Origin of the sequence: Hyunsoonleella pacifica (assembly GCF_004310335.1) — a bacterium.
GTDB lineage: Bacteria > Bacteroidota > Bacteroidia > Flavobacteriales > Flavobacteriaceae > Jejuia > Jejuia pacifica.
Genome location: NZ_SIRS01000001.1, coordinates 835,719 through 849,299, shown reverse-complemented (window position 1 = coordinate 849,299; position 13,581 = coordinate 835,719). Strand labels below are relative to the sequence as shown.

At 32.3% G+C, this 13,581-nt stretch carries 17 protein-coding genes and 1 tRNA gene; 14 read left to right on the top strand and 4 right to left on the bottom strand.

Going from position 1 to position 13,581, the window contains the following annotated elements; genetic code table 11:
• Positions 1 to 1,064 (top strand): LysM peptidoglycan-binding domain-containing protein (locus EYD46_RS03420; protein ID WP_130935639.1); only part of this gene is annotated, 1,064 nt, incomplete at its 5' end.
• A gap of 11 nt (positions 1,065 to 1,075) precedes the next feature.
• Positions 1,076 to 1,417, top strand: a complete 342-nt coding sequence (locus EYD46_RS03415; RefSeq protein WP_130935638.1) for a hypothetical protein — start codon at positions 1,076 to 1,078, stop codon at positions 1,415 to 1,417.
• 33 nt (positions 1,418 to 1,450) lie between these two features.
• Here EYD46_RS03415 and EYD46_RS03410 read toward each other — a convergent pair whose 3' ends face one another.
• Complete coding sequence (locus tag EYD46_RS03410; RefSeq protein WP_174719883.1) at positions 1,451 to 1,663, bottom strand: hypothetical protein; 213 nt, start codon at positions 1,661 to 1,663, stop codon at positions 1,451 to 1,453.
• 222 nt (positions 1,664 to 1,885) lie between these two features.
• On the opposite strand from EYD46_RS03410, the gene EYD46_RS03405 reads away from it, so the two are divergent.
• Positions 1,886 to 2,926, top strand: a complete 1,041-nt coding sequence (locus EYD46_RS03405; RefSeq protein ID WP_130935637.1) for a tyrosine-type recombinase/integrase — start codon at positions 1,886 to 1,888, stop codon at positions 2,924 to 2,926.
• A 483-nt stretch (positions 2,927 to 3,409) separates the two neighbouring features.
• Here the strand turns inward: EYD46_RS03405 and EYD46_RS03400 are convergent.
• Both EYD46_RS03400 and EYD46_RS03395 read right to left on the bottom strand, forming a co-directional pair.
• A tRNA-Arg gene (locus EYD46_RS03400) sits at positions 3,410 to 3,483 on the bottom strand.
• Between the two features lie 102 nt (positions 3,484 to 3,585).
• Positions 3,586 to 4,674: a M42 family metallopeptidase gene (locus tag EYD46_RS03395; protein WP_130935636.1), complete on the bottom strand. Its 1,089-nt coding sequence runs from the start codon at positions 4,672 to 4,674 to the stop codon at positions 3,586 to 3,588.
• Between the two features lie 302 nt (positions 4,675 to 4,976).
• Between EYD46_RS03395 and EYD46_RS03390 the strand changes: the two genes are divergently transcribed.
• Genes EYD46_RS03390 through EYD46_RS03380 form a run of 3 tightly spaced genes read left to right on the top strand, consistent with a single transcriptional unit; the run spans position 4,977 to position 6,777 of the window.
• A complete protein-coding gene (locus tag EYD46_RS03390; protein WP_130935635.1) occupies positions 4,977 to 5,660 on the top strand; it encodes a DUF4294 domain-containing protein in 684 nt (227 codons plus the stop codon).
• On the top strand, positions 5,660 to 6,286 hold the full coding sequence (trhA, locus tag EYD46_RS03385) for a PAQR family membrane homeostasis protein TrhA (protein WP_130935634.1): 627 nt from the start codon (positions 5,660 to 5,662) through the stop codon (positions 6,284 to 6,286). The genes EYD46_RS03390 and trhA overlap by 1 nt, the downstream gene beginning before the upstream one ends.
• Positions 6,283 to 6,777, top strand: a complete 495-nt coding sequence (locus EYD46_RS03380; protein ID WP_130935672.1) for a GNAT family N-acetyltransferase — start codon at positions 6,283 to 6,285, stop codon at positions 6,775 to 6,777. Before trhA ends, EYD46_RS03380 begins: the two co-directional genes overlap by 4 nt.
• An 86-nt stretch (positions 6,778 to 6,863) precedes the next feature.
• On the opposite strand, the gene EYD46_RS03375 is transcribed toward EYD46_RS03380, so the two are convergent.
• A complete protein-coding gene (locus EYD46_RS03375; protein ID WP_130935633.1) occupies positions 6,864 to 7,250 on the bottom strand; it encodes a group III truncated hemoglobin in 387 nt (128 codons plus the stop codon).
• A gap of 58 nt (positions 7,251 to 7,308) precedes the next feature.
• Here EYD46_RS03375 and EYD46_RS03370 point away from each other — a divergent pair, with 58 nt between their 5' ends.
• The 8 genes from EYD46_RS03370 (at position 7,309) to corA (ending at position 13,531) form a co-directional block, all read left to right on the top strand.
• Positions 7,309 to 8,064, top strand: a complete 756-nt coding sequence (locus EYD46_RS03370; protein WP_130935632.1) for a Rossmann-like and DUF2520 domain-containing protein — start codon at positions 7,309 to 7,311, stop codon at positions 8,062 to 8,064.
• Positions 8,057 to 8,587 carry a KdsC family phosphatase gene (locus EYD46_RS03365; RefSeq protein WP_130935631.1) on the top strand — a complete coding sequence of 177 codons (531 nt, stop codon included), beginning with the start codon at positions 8,057 to 8,059 and terminating at the stop codon, positions 8,585 to 8,587. Before EYD46_RS03370 ends, EYD46_RS03365 begins: the two co-directional genes overlap by 8 nt.
• A 57-nt stretch (positions 8,588 to 8,644) precedes the next feature.
• On the top strand, positions 8,645 to 8,980 hold the full coding sequence (locus EYD46_RS03360; protein WP_130935630.1) for a hypothetical protein: 336 nt from the start codon (positions 8,645 to 8,647) through the stop codon (positions 8,978 to 8,980).
• The gene (locus EYD46_RS03355; protein ID WP_130935629.1) at positions 8,977 to 9,885 is read left to right on the top strand and encodes a geranylgeranylglycerol-phosphate geranylgeranyltransferase; all 909 of its coding nucleotides are present in this window, start codon (positions 8,977 to 8,979) and stop codon (positions 9,883 to 9,885) included. The genes EYD46_RS03360 and EYD46_RS03355 overlap by 4 nt, the downstream gene beginning before the upstream one ends.
• 36 nt (positions 9,886 to 9,921) lie before the next feature.
• The gene (locus EYD46_RS03350) at positions 9,922 to 10,515 is read left to right on the top strand and encodes a Maf-like protein (RefSeq protein WP_130935628.1); all 594 of its coding nucleotides are present in this window, start codon (positions 9,922 to 9,924) and stop codon (positions 10,513 to 10,515) included.
• Between the two features lie 420 nt (positions 10,516 to 10,935).
• Positions 10,936 to 11,844 carry a septum formation inhibitor Maf gene (locus EYD46_RS03345; protein WP_130935627.1) on the top strand — a complete coding sequence of 303 codons (909 nt, stop codon included), beginning with the start codon at positions 10,936 to 10,938 and terminating at the stop codon, positions 11,842 to 11,844.
• 36 nt (positions 11,845 to 11,880) lie between these two features.
• Complete coding sequence (locus tag EYD46_RS03340) at positions 11,881 to 12,435, top strand: mechanosensitive ion channel family protein (RefSeq protein WP_130935626.1); 555 nt, start codon at positions 11,881 to 11,883, stop codon at positions 12,433 to 12,435.
• 28 nt (positions 12,436 to 12,463) lie between these two features.
• The gene (gene corA / locus EYD46_RS03335) at positions 12,464 to 13,531 is read left to right on the top strand and encodes a magnesium/cobalt transporter CorA (RefSeq protein ID WP_130935625.1); all 1,068 of its coding nucleotides are present in this window, start codon (positions 12,464 to 12,466) and stop codon (positions 13,529 to 13,531) included.
• Positions 13,532 to 13,581: the final 50 nt, after the last annotated feature.

Sequence of the window (13,581 nt, the reverse complement as noted above, 5' to 3'; positions counted from 1 at the left end):
TAAGTAACCATTTAGGTAATGTTCTTACCGTAATAAGTGACAGAAAGTTAGTAGACGATCCACTTAATTTTACTAACTTTACAGCAGACGTTCTTTCATATAATGATTACTATCCCTTTGGTAGTCTGCTTCCAAATAGACACGGAAGTACTGACAGCTATAGATACGGATTTAATGGAGAAGAGAACGACAATGAAGTAATGGGAGAAGGAAATTTTCAAGATTATGGTATGAGAATGTATAATCCAAGAATAGGACGTTTTCCATCTGTTGACCCATTAACGAAATCTTACCCAATGTTATCACCTTATCAATTTTCTAGTAATACACCTATTTGGGCAGTTGATTTAGATGGTTTAGAAAGACTTATTTACACAGATAAAGCTTTGTACCACGAAGATGCTAATAAAAAAATTACTTGGTCAGTAGTTGCCAATAGTGGTAGATTAGAATGGCTTAATGACCCAAATTCTCAAGATATAAAATATGACCACGATACTGGAGAAGGTGGTGGACCTATTCCATCAGGCAATTACTTCATTAAACTAGACAGTAAAGAAAGGCTAGAAAATGGAGATAAAAGTGGTGGTGCTTGGGGTAAATATGGAATACGATTAGATTATGGTTTTGGTCAAGCAATAAAGCTAAAATTAAAGTATAAAAATAGAAGCGGATTTTATATCCACGAAGATGGCAATCAATTTACTGAAGGAGGTCTAGGTAGTGGTGGATGTATCGCCTGTACAAAAGGCAACGACATTTTAAAAGTAAGAGACCAATTAGTAGACTATTTTGAACAAGGATTGGAAGAACTTGAAGTTGTTGTTGATTATAATTTTGAATTGCCAATTGTAAGTCATACAGTTAAAAGTGGAGAAACGGTTGGTAAAATTGCAAAACAATACAATACTACTGTAGAGCAGATAGTCAAGGATAATAATTTAAAGAATCCTGATGTGATTAGAAAGGGGCAAGTGTTAAAGATTCCTGGGCAACAAAAAGAAGAGAAAAAGGAAAAGTCGAAAATTGATTGGTCAGAAATATTAAGAGGTCCAAAATATTAAAACAAGAAAACGTGAGAAAGCTAATTTTAACCTTATTTGGAGTAATATTTATCCTGTTCTTATTGGTTTATGGATATTATGCAATAAGGAAAAATAGTTCCGAAGACTTATATAGTCAAAAAGAAATTTTGAATAAAACTAACTTGTTTTTTAATAAAGCATTACAAGGAAATGAAATATACTTTGATACGATAATACAAAAAATGCAAAACGATTATGAAATTGAAGTTGTCAATCAGTATCATCTAAAATTTTTTCCTAAAAATTTTAGTTCACCTGATTTTTACGGCTACGAATTAATGGTTGACTCTACTAACAGAAAAATTAAATATATAGGTCTTTATAAACCTTAAAAAAAAGCTATCGGAAACGGTAGCTTTTTTGTTTTAAGAAAACGCCTGTTTAGTCTTGAAGTTCTGTATTATATTATCAATAAGAAAAAACAGTTTGCTTCTGGTGTCCTCGTCAAGCTGTTCGATATCTTCAATACGTTTTAAGACTTCTTTATCATAATTGGATAAAGAACCCTCCCCTGATGCCGTTAGTTTGTAGTTGTGGCTACCGCTAGCATTTGCTAGTGGCGGTAAAGATTGGAACAAGAGTAAGAATAAAGAAAAGTTTTTATAGAAATATAAAGGCTTTTTTGTTGTTTTGGGAACACTAGCTACAAGCTAGTTGTAGCGTGCTACTCCATGAATAGAGAAAAAAGAGTTAGAAAAGAAAAAAGAACCACCTTATAAACAACATTACCTGCAATCTCAACCCCATTAATTTTTTTCATGTAGATTTATACGCTATAAATAATTACAAGGGTATAGCACATGAAAAAAACCACACTCCTACTCCCATTATTTAAACAGTTTATTCGCGATAGCGAAACAGGAAAACGTCTGAAGAAAAACGGAGAAAGAATAACTAAGGGTTCTATAAATAATTATAAATACACATTTAATAACCTACAGAAATTCAGTATTGATACAGGTTTTGAATTACGCATTTGTGATGCGTCTAAATTAAACAAACGCGAATTACGATCAGAAAAGAATTACTGGAAAAAGTTTTACAAAAACTTTACCGATTACATGTATAAAAATGGATGTTTTGATAATTATGTAGGTGCCAATATAAAGTTAATACGCACCTTTTTTAATTATCTAAAATACGATAGGGACTTCCCTACTGGCGATTTTCAACATTTATTTTATGTAAGAAAAGAAGATATAGATATTCTAGTATTATCTCCAGAGCAACTAAAGTTTTTAATACACGATACCGAATTTGAAAATAGCTTAACACCAGCTATAAAACGTACTAAATCTATTTTTGTATTTGGCTGTACAACTGGCTTACGCTTTTCTGATATTTTTAATTTAACCAATAAAAACTTTGAACAGCAAAATAACGATTGGTACTTAAAAATAAAATCTCAAAAAACAAAAACCTATAGTTTTATTAAACTTCCAGAATACGCCATTGACATTTATAAAACATATAAATCTAAATCTTCTAAAATCCCTGTTTTTAAACCCATTAGCTTATTCATTTTTAATAGAAATCTAAAGTTAATTGGAGAAAAAGCAGGTTTTACGAACCCCATTGCAATGACACGGGAGCGCCAAGGTAAAACTAAAATGCTACATAAAAATGTAAAGCAAATACGCTTTTGTGATAAAATGAGCTCACACATGATGCGACGTACTGCAATAACCACACTACTAATATTAGGTATGCCAGAGCATTTGGTTAGAAAAATTAGTGGGCACAGTTATGCAAGCAATTCCTTTAACAGATATGTACATTATGCACAAGCGTATATTGATAAGGAAATTGATAAAGTACATAGTAAATTGGAGGCATACTAAAAGCTACCTAAAGTGATAATTACTGTATGTTTATCACAGCAATAAAAGTCACGGTATGTAAGTAGGATGAACATTGAGCTTAGTTTAGAATTTCATTATGAAAAATATGAGCATGAATTGCAATAACGCGATTATGTGTTCAGTCGTTTTTGATTAATGAAGATCACGAACAGGATTCACCTCGTGCATACTGGAAAGATATCTATAAAGAAAAACACAAATAGCAACAAAATAATCAGGCTATTAGTTCGCTTTTAACTAATAAAAATAACGAACAGGATTCACTTCGTGCATACTGGAAAGATATCTATAAAGAAAAACACAAATAGCAACAAAATAATCAGGCTATTAGTTCGCTTTTAACTAATAAAAATAACGAACAGGATTCACTTCGTGCATCCTGAAAAGCTCCGCTTTGAAAATAGTCCAAATAAAAAAACGCTCAAGTACACTTGGCGTTTTTTTATTTGGACTATTTATTCGTGATCGCGACAGGATTCGAACCTGTGACCGTCTGCTTAGAAGGCAGATGCTCTATCCAGCTGAGCTACGCGACCATTGACATTTTAAATAAAAATTTATTTAAAAGCGGTGCAAATATAAAATAGCTGTAACTATTAAACAAGATAAATGTTTTTTAATTTGACTTAATTTTTCAGCTAATCAAAATAGCTAAAACTTTCGCCTTCTTTTATATTTAAAAGTGATTCGTAAATTAATTTAATCACGTTTTCCACATCGTCTTTATGCACCATTTCTACTGTGGTATGCATGTAACGTAATGGTAATGAAATTAATGCAGAAGCTACCCCTCCATTGCTATACGCAAAAGCATCCGTATCTGTTCCTGTGGCTCTGGATAATGCCGAACGCTGAAATGGTATTTTCTTTTCTTCAGCTGTATCAATAATTAAGTCTCTTAGTTTTTGCTGCACTGCTGGCGCATAAGCTACAACTGGCCCCTTCCCTATTTCTAGATGTCCTTCTTTTTTCTTTTCTATCATAGGGGTTGTAGTATCATGCGTTACATCAGTAACAATAGCCACATTAGGTTTAATCGTTTCAGTAATCATCTGCGCACCACGTAAACCTATTTCCTCCTGTACTGCATTGGTAATGTATAAACCAAAAGGTAATTTCTTTTTACTTTCTTTTAATAAACGTGCTACTTCTGCTATCATAAAACCACCCATACGATTATCTATAGCGCGACATACAAACTTGTCGTCATTTAATATATGAAATTCGTCTGGGTAAGTTATAACACAGCCTACATGTACGCCTAATTTTTCAACTTCTTCTTTGTTTGCACAACCACAATCAATAAAAATATTATCAGGTTTTGGTGGCTCCTCTTTTGCTCTATTTCTAGTATGTATTGCTGGCCACCCAAAAACACCTTTTACAATACCTTTTTTGGTATGTATATTCACTACTTTACTCGGTGCTATTTGATGGTCGCTTCCACCATTTCTAATAACGTAAATAAGTCCGTTATCCGAAATATAATTTACATACCAAGAAATTTCATCAGCATGTCCCTCTATAACTACTTTATATTTTGATTTTGGATTAATAACCCCAACTGCCGTACCGTAGGTGTCTGTAATAAATTCATCTACGTAAGGTTTCAGGTAATCCATCCATAGTTTTTGCCCGTCCCATTCGTAACCTGTAGGTGCTGCGTTGTTTAAATATTGCTCTAAGAATTCTAATGATTTTTTATTTAAAATCGATTTTTTCGCCATGTGTTCAAGATTTTGCACTAAAATAAAATATTAATATGATTTTAAAGTTCTTAAAGTACGTTTTTATGTTATCTATATTATAATTTATGGACGTAATTCGCATTAGGGATTGCAGTGGTAGCTTTTGGCGAGGCGAGCATCGAGCCAAAACTATTAACGGAAAGCCAGACCCGAGCAACAATATGTTATGAAACTTACAGTATATTCATCGAGGGTAATGCCCAAAAAATAATATTGATTTTAAAGCGAAACAGCTTGTAAATTCTTAATTTTGGTACTGATTTTGCTCCTAAGGTTTTATCATGAATTATTTAAAATACATACTGCTATTGTTGCCTGTTTTGGCGTTTTCTCAAGTGAATGAGGTAGAACAGGATTCTACTGAGTTAACGTATATTGTTGTTGAGGGCGATTCTATACCTAAAACGGCAATTGATTTAGATGAAGTGATGCTGCTTCACAAACTGAAATTTGACAGTAAAAAAGATAGAATCCGCTATTTGATTTTAAGACGTAAAACGATTAAAGTATATCCTTATGCTAAAATGGCTGCCGAACGTTTGGACTCTCTAACGACACATCTTGCTAAACTCACTAAAAAGCGTGAAAAAAAGCGCTATACCAAAAAAGTACAGAAATATATTGAAGGAGAGTTTTCTGATGAGTTAAAGAAATTAACGCGTACCGAAGGACAAATTTTAGTAAAATTAATACACCGTCAAACAGGGCGTACAGCTTTTGATTTGGTTAAAGAGTTACGTAATGGTTGGCGAGCGTTTTGGTATAACACTACCGCCAATGTTTTTGATATAAAACTTAAGAAGGGGTACGACCCTTGGAATGATAAAGAAGATTATTTGATTGAGGATATTTTGCAGCGCAATTTCCAGAGTGGCCGTTTAGAACGCCAAAAATCTAAACTGGACATTGACTTTTACGAACTGACTGATAAATGGGTATATAATAAACCCAAAACTGAGCAGTAATGCGCATTCAATCTGTATTAGAAGAAAAGCTAAATGCTTGGAGTCACGGTTTAGGAGCTATTTTTGGGGTTGTAGCATTAATACTTCTTATAATTTTTGACACTAAAAAAACGGATTACAGTTTAACTAGCGTTGTTATTTATGGTTTTTCTATAATTATACTATTTAGTGCTTCTACATTTTATCATGCTGCGAAAAACGAACGTAAAAAACACTTCCTTAGGGTTGTTGACCATATTAGTATATATCTCTTAATTGCTGGTACCTACACCCCTGTGCTACTTATTACTTTAGAACAAAGTTTAGGGTGGACGTTGTTTTACATTGTTTGGGGTATTGCTGCTTTTGGTGTTATATTAAAACTATTTTTTACCGGTAGGTTTGAAATTTTTTCTACCCTACTCTATTTGGCTATGGGCTGGCTAATTGTTTTTGATTTTTCTACATTAACCAACTTAATGCATAACAACGGTATTTTACTTTTATCAGCTGGAGGTGTAGCTTACACCGCTGGCATCATTTTTTATGTAATTGAAAAAATACCGTTTAATCATGTAATTTGGCACCTATTTGTGTTAGCTGGTGCTATATGTCATTTCTTTATGATATTTTTATATGTAATATGATTACGCTTACCAAGGCTATAACACATACACATTTTAAAGCTATAGAAACACTTGCCTATACCATTTGGCATGAGCATTACATCCCCATTACAGGAAAACCTCAGGTAGAATATATGCTAAATAAATTTCAGTCTGCAAAGGTAATTGCAGAGCAGACAAATGATGGGTTTCAATATTTTATTTTAAGGTATAATGAGATTAATGCGGGTTATATTTCAATTAAAAAAGATGATAATACCTTATTTTTAAGTAAGATCTATATATTGAAACCGTATAGAGGTAAAGGTTTTGGGAAGAAAGCAATGCAATTTATTGAAGAAAAAGCTATTGTGTTTGGTTATAAATCAATCACTTTAACGGTAAATAAAAATAATACAGATTCCATTAAAGCATATAATCGTATGGGATTTAAAAAACTTGAAGCTATAGTTATAGATATTGGAAATGGGTTTGTGATGGATGATTTTAAGATGGAGAAACAGATCCTATAACTTTTTATTCTTCTTAAAGGGAGGTAAGACTAATTCTGTGAATAGGCGTTATATGAGTTGATAAAATACTATATTTAGAACGACAATTAACCCCTAGCTTCAAAAATCTTTAAATGGATAAATGTTGCCATTTTTCTTGCGCGTCGCTTAGCATTTTCTGCATAATCACCTTCAAATAGTTCGTTTATAGTTTCAAACCACAGATTGAGCCAAATCCCAAAATGTAGTTCTGAAATGGAATGGTTAAAATTTTTATCTACTTTAACGTGAGCCGCCAAAGGATCTCCTGAATAACGTGTTTTCAAAAACAGACTGGATTCCCAAAATGTAGTAAGATGCTCTAAATGCGCATCCCAATCTTGTATGGTGTTGTTAAAAAAAGGTCCTAAAACTTTGTTAGCTCTCACTTTTTTGTAAAACATATCTACTAATAAAAACACATCCTCTCTACTTTTAATATCAGATTTTACCATATCTCAAAGATACTTTAATCTCCTTTTAAAACTAATATTACTTCTGTATTTTAGCAATATGATTTCAGTTATAATCCTTGGTGCAGGCAATGTTGGCACGCATTTATTTAAAACTTTTAATAAGAGTAAACAAATTACTGTAAAACAATGGTTTAACAGGAGTTTGAATTCTATATCTAAATATAAAAATGAAACTAATATTACTGACGATTTAAATGCTTTAGAAACAGCTGATGTATATATTATTTCGGTTAGCGATACTGCTGTAGCTGAGATTTCATCTGCATTACCTTTTGAAAATAGATTAGTGGTGCATACCGCAGGAAGTATTAACGTTCATGATTTAGATAAGAAAAATAGGCGTGGCGTATTTTACCCTTTACAATCGTTTACAAAAACTGCAGATTTAGATTTTTCTAATATTCCTATCTGTATTGAAACTCTAGATAAAAAAGATTATCACATTTTAAAATCCTTAGCACTATACCTAGGAAGCCCTGTAAAAAAGGTAAATACAGATCAGCGTAAAGTACTGCATCTGGCTGCCGTTTTTGTTAATAATTTTACAAACCAAATGTATCGTATCGCTCATGAAATCACAGAATCTGAAGCAACAGAGTTTGATTTATTAAAACCTCTTATATTAGAAACAGCAAAAAAAGTACAAGATGTATCGCCCTATATCGCGCAAACAGGTCCTGCAAAACGTAATGATAAAAAAACTATTAAAAATCATCTAAAGCTTTTAGAAAAAGAGACACATAAAAACATATATAAATTAATTACCAAATCAATCCAAGACACCCATGGCTGAAAAAAGTTATAAAGAATACCTAAATCAAATTACCACATTTATTTTTGATGTGGATGGCGTACTTACAGACGGCACAGTACACATAACATCTTCTGGAGAAATGCTACGCACCATGAATATAAAAGACGGTTACGCCCTTAAAGTTGCTGTAGACAAAGGTTATAATGTGTGTATCATTACAGGAGGAAGTAACGAAGGGGTAAAAAAACGTTTAGCAGGTTTAGGCATAACAGATATTTACATGGGAGCTCATAATAAAATTGAGCAATTAAACGATTACTACAAACGTAAGAATATAAGCTCTGAAAACGTACTATATATGGGAGATGACATCCCTGATTACCCTGTTATGAAAGACATTGCCTTACCCAGTTGTCCGCAAGATGCAGTACCAGAAATCAAGGCCATTTCTAAATACGTATCACATAAACATGGTGGTAAAGGTGCTGTGCGAGATGTTATAGAACAAGTATTAAAAGTACAAGGTAAATGGAGTGGTAATTTTGATGCGAAGTATGATTAGTTTGAATAAGCTGTGTTCAGTGAAATAACAGATGAGAGGTTTTGAATTTATGAAGCAATGAGACGCAAAAGTAGACGTATTAGTATTGGTTTTGGTTACATAGGCTTTGGGAACAAGCAAAGTAATTTCAATCAGAAAAATGACAATCCGTTTACTACTGCAAAAGAGCGATTGCATGAAGCATCACATTATCACTTTAAGCTCGATTTTAAACACAAAAACCTATCAAAAGCAGATAAAGCCCTCATTAAAAATAAAATTAGAAAAGCTGAAAAACGTAAAATTATTATCGCAACCATCATAACCCTTATTGTGATGATTATTCTATATTTTCTAGTAAAAATCTATGTGTTTACAGCCATAGATAACAGAAATACACCAATTGAATATTGAGTTTTTTAAACCTAATACGCTGGAAAAATTTAGCAATGATTGTACTAGTACAATTATTAATAAAATATGCATTATTAGAGCCCTTTGGTATAGCATTAGCGTTAGATGGATTAGGGATAATACTATTAATTTTAGCCACAGTAAGCATAGCGGCGGCGGGTAATATAATAAACGATATTTACGATAAAAATACCGATGTGATCAATAAACCTAATAAGATTATAATTGGTAAATCTATTTCAGAAAAAACAGCCTATAATAGCTTTATAATTTGCAATATAATTGGTGTTGGCATTGGGTTTTACCTTTCGCATCGCATAGGAAAAAGTTCGTTTTTTACCATTTTCGTACTAATCTCAGCATTACTCTACATCTATTCATTTTATTTAAAAGGTATTATACTTATTGGTAATATTTTAATTTCACTATTAGTAGCGGCAAGCATACTAATAGTTGGATTATTTGAGCTTACTCCAACATTAACTGCATTAAATAGAAACATTCAGCTTACGTTTTTCAATATTATTTTAGACTATGCCATATTTGCTTTCATGATAAGCCTATTAAGGGAAATGGTAAAAGATATTGAAGATATTGATGGCGATTACCAATCTAAAATTTACACACTGCCCATTGCTATTGGTAGGGAACGTACTAGAAATATTGTAGCCGTATCAAATAGCATACCTACGGTAATACTAATATTTTATGTAGTTTCAGAATTTTACAAACAACCATTACTACTTATGTATTTTTTGGGTTTTGTTATCGGCCCATTGCTATATGTGAGTATTAAATTGTTTAGTGCAAAAACTAAACAGCACTTTCATCACATATCCACGTTGTACAAGTGGATTATGCTATTTGGAATGTTATCCATGTTAAGCTATACGTTTATTTTGTAATTTCACAAGCCTAACTGAATTACACTATACAAAAATATGCTAAACGAAAAGCTAAAACATCATAACGTTATTCTAGCGTCTCAATCCCCAAGACGACAAGCTTTTTTTAAAGCGTTAGATATAGATTTTGAAATACGATTAAAGCCTGTAAAGGAAGAATACCCGCCAAGGCTTACTCACTTTGAAATCACTAATTACTTAGCACAACTAAAAGCACTCCCTTTTAAAGAAGAATTGCAACCCAATGATATTTTAATTACCAGTGACACTATAGTTTGGCACAATAATACAGCATTAGGAAAACCAAAAAATGCTGATGAAGCCTTTGCTATACTAAAATCTTTAAGTGATGCAACTCATGAGGTAATTACCTCAGTTTGCTTTACCGCTTCAAATTTTGAGAAAACACTGTATAATAGTACTAAAGTGACTTTTAAAGCACTTACCAACCGAGAAATAGAATATTACATTACACATTACAAACCCTTTGATAAAGCTGGCGCTTATGGGATACAAGATTGGATTGGGCAGATAGGTGTTACAAATATTGAAGGCTCATATTTTAACGTTATGGGATTACCCGTACACCTTGTTTACAAAACGTTAAATGCTATTGTTGATATTAATTAAGTTTGTAATTTCGATACTATTATTTTGGACAAGGTAAGAAGATTAATATTTATAGCTGGTATTTTAACTCTATTACAAATACTATTATACAAAGCAATAATTAATCTAACTTGTTATTTATTTCCATTGAATTCAATCGGAGTACAGTGGGGTTTATACCAAGCCATATCATTTATTTTATTTGTATTTTTTATATTCTTGATAAATCTATCACTAACCTTACTAAATATAAAAAAAATAACGCTATTCATAACCTTAGGGCTTTGGTTAGGTTATGTTTCTTTAATTTATGAACCATATAACCTAAGACCTTATAGAATTTTACTTAGAATTATGCTAAGCTTTGGTTTTTCTTCTATGTCTTTTGTAATTATTTATTTGTGGAATATGCGCTTAAAAACAATTAAAAATTAAATTGAAATGAAAATAATACAATACTATATAGTGCTAGGAGTTTTTGCATTTCTAATAACTTCCTGCAAAAAGGAAACAAAAAAAGACTTATTAGCCGTTAATACTTCCATGGTGCAACAAAAACCAGTACAACCGCTATCTCAAGAGTTTAAAGACTACTGGTATGCTGGAAAAGCAGAAATTTCATCCTACAAACTAGAGCAGGCACGTTATGGAGAAATACGTGAAGGTACAGCAGTCTTAATTTACGTAACCGAAGATTTTCTACCCGAAATACAGGTAAAAGCAGATTATCAAAACAAAAGTAATATTCCAGTTTTAAAATTAAATGCTACTAAAAACTTTAATACAGGTATTTACCCTTACTCCATAATGCAGAGTACATTTTATCCTGTGGCTAATAACCAACACGCCCTAAAAGTATCAAGCTCTATGCAAGAATGGTGTGGCCATGTGTATGCGCAATTAAACAACAAAGAACAGTTTAATATTATGTCGCATTCTTATTTTCAAGCAGAGGCAGATGAGCAATTCAAATTAAACAAAACCACATTAGAAAATGAATTGTGGGCACAGTTACGTATCAATCCAAAATCATTACCAACTGGTAATATTTCGGTAATCCCTTCCTTTGAATATACCAGAATGAAACACGTAAAAATTAAAGCGTATCAAGCAGAGGCAACTTTAGCTGAAAATAAGTATACACTTAATTATAAAAATCTCGACAGAACATTAGCCATTAACTTTAATCCCAAATTTCCGTATGATATAATTTCTTGGGAAGAAACCTTTAAAAGTGGCGGTAAACTATTAACTACCAAGGCTACAAAACTAAAAACCATAACGTCGCCTTACTGGCAAAAAAACGATAACGCAAGTGCAATTTTAAGAGATACACTACAACTCAATTAATTTGCGTGTATCTTTACATCATAATCCACCAATATTATGATAGCTAACTTTTTTGAAACCCACCAAACAGAACTTATCCGAACAGGATTTTTAATAGGTATACTTTTAATTATTGGTAGTGTTACTAATATTTTAATTAAAAAAATAGGAAGCAAAAGCGGTATTAATGATGCAAGAATACGACTAATGCGCAGGTATGTTACTGTTAGTCTCTTGTTAATTGGTATCCTGATAGAATGCTTTGTGTTAGGTGCTAAGTTTGAAGATATTGCTGTAATATTCTCCTCAATATTTGCTATTATTGGTATTGCTCTTTTTGCGATATGGTCCATATTAAGTAATGTAACTTCTGGTATCATCATGTTCTTCAACTTTCCTTATAAAGTAGGTGATAAAATAGAAATACATGATAAAGATTTTCCCATAAAAGCCATTATTGAAGATATACGCGCCTTTCAATTGCATTTAAGATTAGACAATGGAGACTTGGTAACCTACCCTAATAACCTTATGCTACAAAAAGCAGTAACACTAGTAGAAAAAGATGCTATTGATAGCGATAGTAATGATGACGGTGCAGATATCGTTTAAATAATCTTATATTTATGTCTTACTGTTTATGACAAGAAAAAGACTATACCGTTCCAAAAAAAAACTAGGACAAGTTCCTGGTAGTGTTGTCTATACTGGAGAAAAAGTAAAAGATCAACTTTTCCTTGAAGCTTTCGATTTTACAAAAGAAAATTGTACAGAAACCCAACTAAAAACCGTTGAAAATGTATTTGATTTCAAAGATACACCTACCGTATCTTGGATAAACATAAACGGACTAAACCACGTAAAGCAAATAGAAAAATTAGGGTTGCATTACAATATACACCCATTGGTTCTAGAAGATATCGTAAACATTGCCCAACGCCCAAAAATAGATGAGTACGACGATTATATCTTCTTAGTCCTTAAAATGTTGTATTACGATAAAGAAAAAAACATCGTCTCAGAGCAAGTAAGTTTCGTTTTGGGTAAAAATTATGTACTATCTTTCCAAGAAGCCGAAGGCGACGTATTTGATACCGTAAGAGACAGGATTAGACAAGCGAAAGGACGTATACGTAGCATGTCTGCCGATTATTTACTCTACACTCTTATTGATGCCATAGTGGATCACTACTTTAGCGTCATTGAAATTTTAGGAGATAAGGTTGAGGATTTCGAAACCGACATTTTCTCTAACAAAGTGGATGATGATACTAGCAAAAATATCCAAGATTTAAAACGTGAAATCTTAAGAGTACGCCGTGCTATATTCCCATTGCGCGAAGTGCTTAATCGTATAGAAAAAAACGATAATAATCTTATACAACAAAGAACACTCACGTACTACCGCGATATCTACGACCATCTTATACAAGTTTCTGAAAATATCGATATTTACCGAGAAATGATATGGAGTTTAATGGATATGTATATGACCTCCATAAGCAATAAAATGAACGAAGTCATGAAAGTGCTTACCATTATGGCCTCTATATTCATCCCTCTAACATTTATCGCTGGCGTTTATGGTATGAATTTCCAGAATATGCCAGAGCTACACTACAAATACGGCTATTATATCGTTTGGGCTATTATGATTATCATTTTCATTACCCTACTCTACTACTTTAAACGAAAAAAGTGGTTGTGAATCCCTAAAAATCACGTATTATTAAAAAGTTGTATTTAGCTACAAAATAA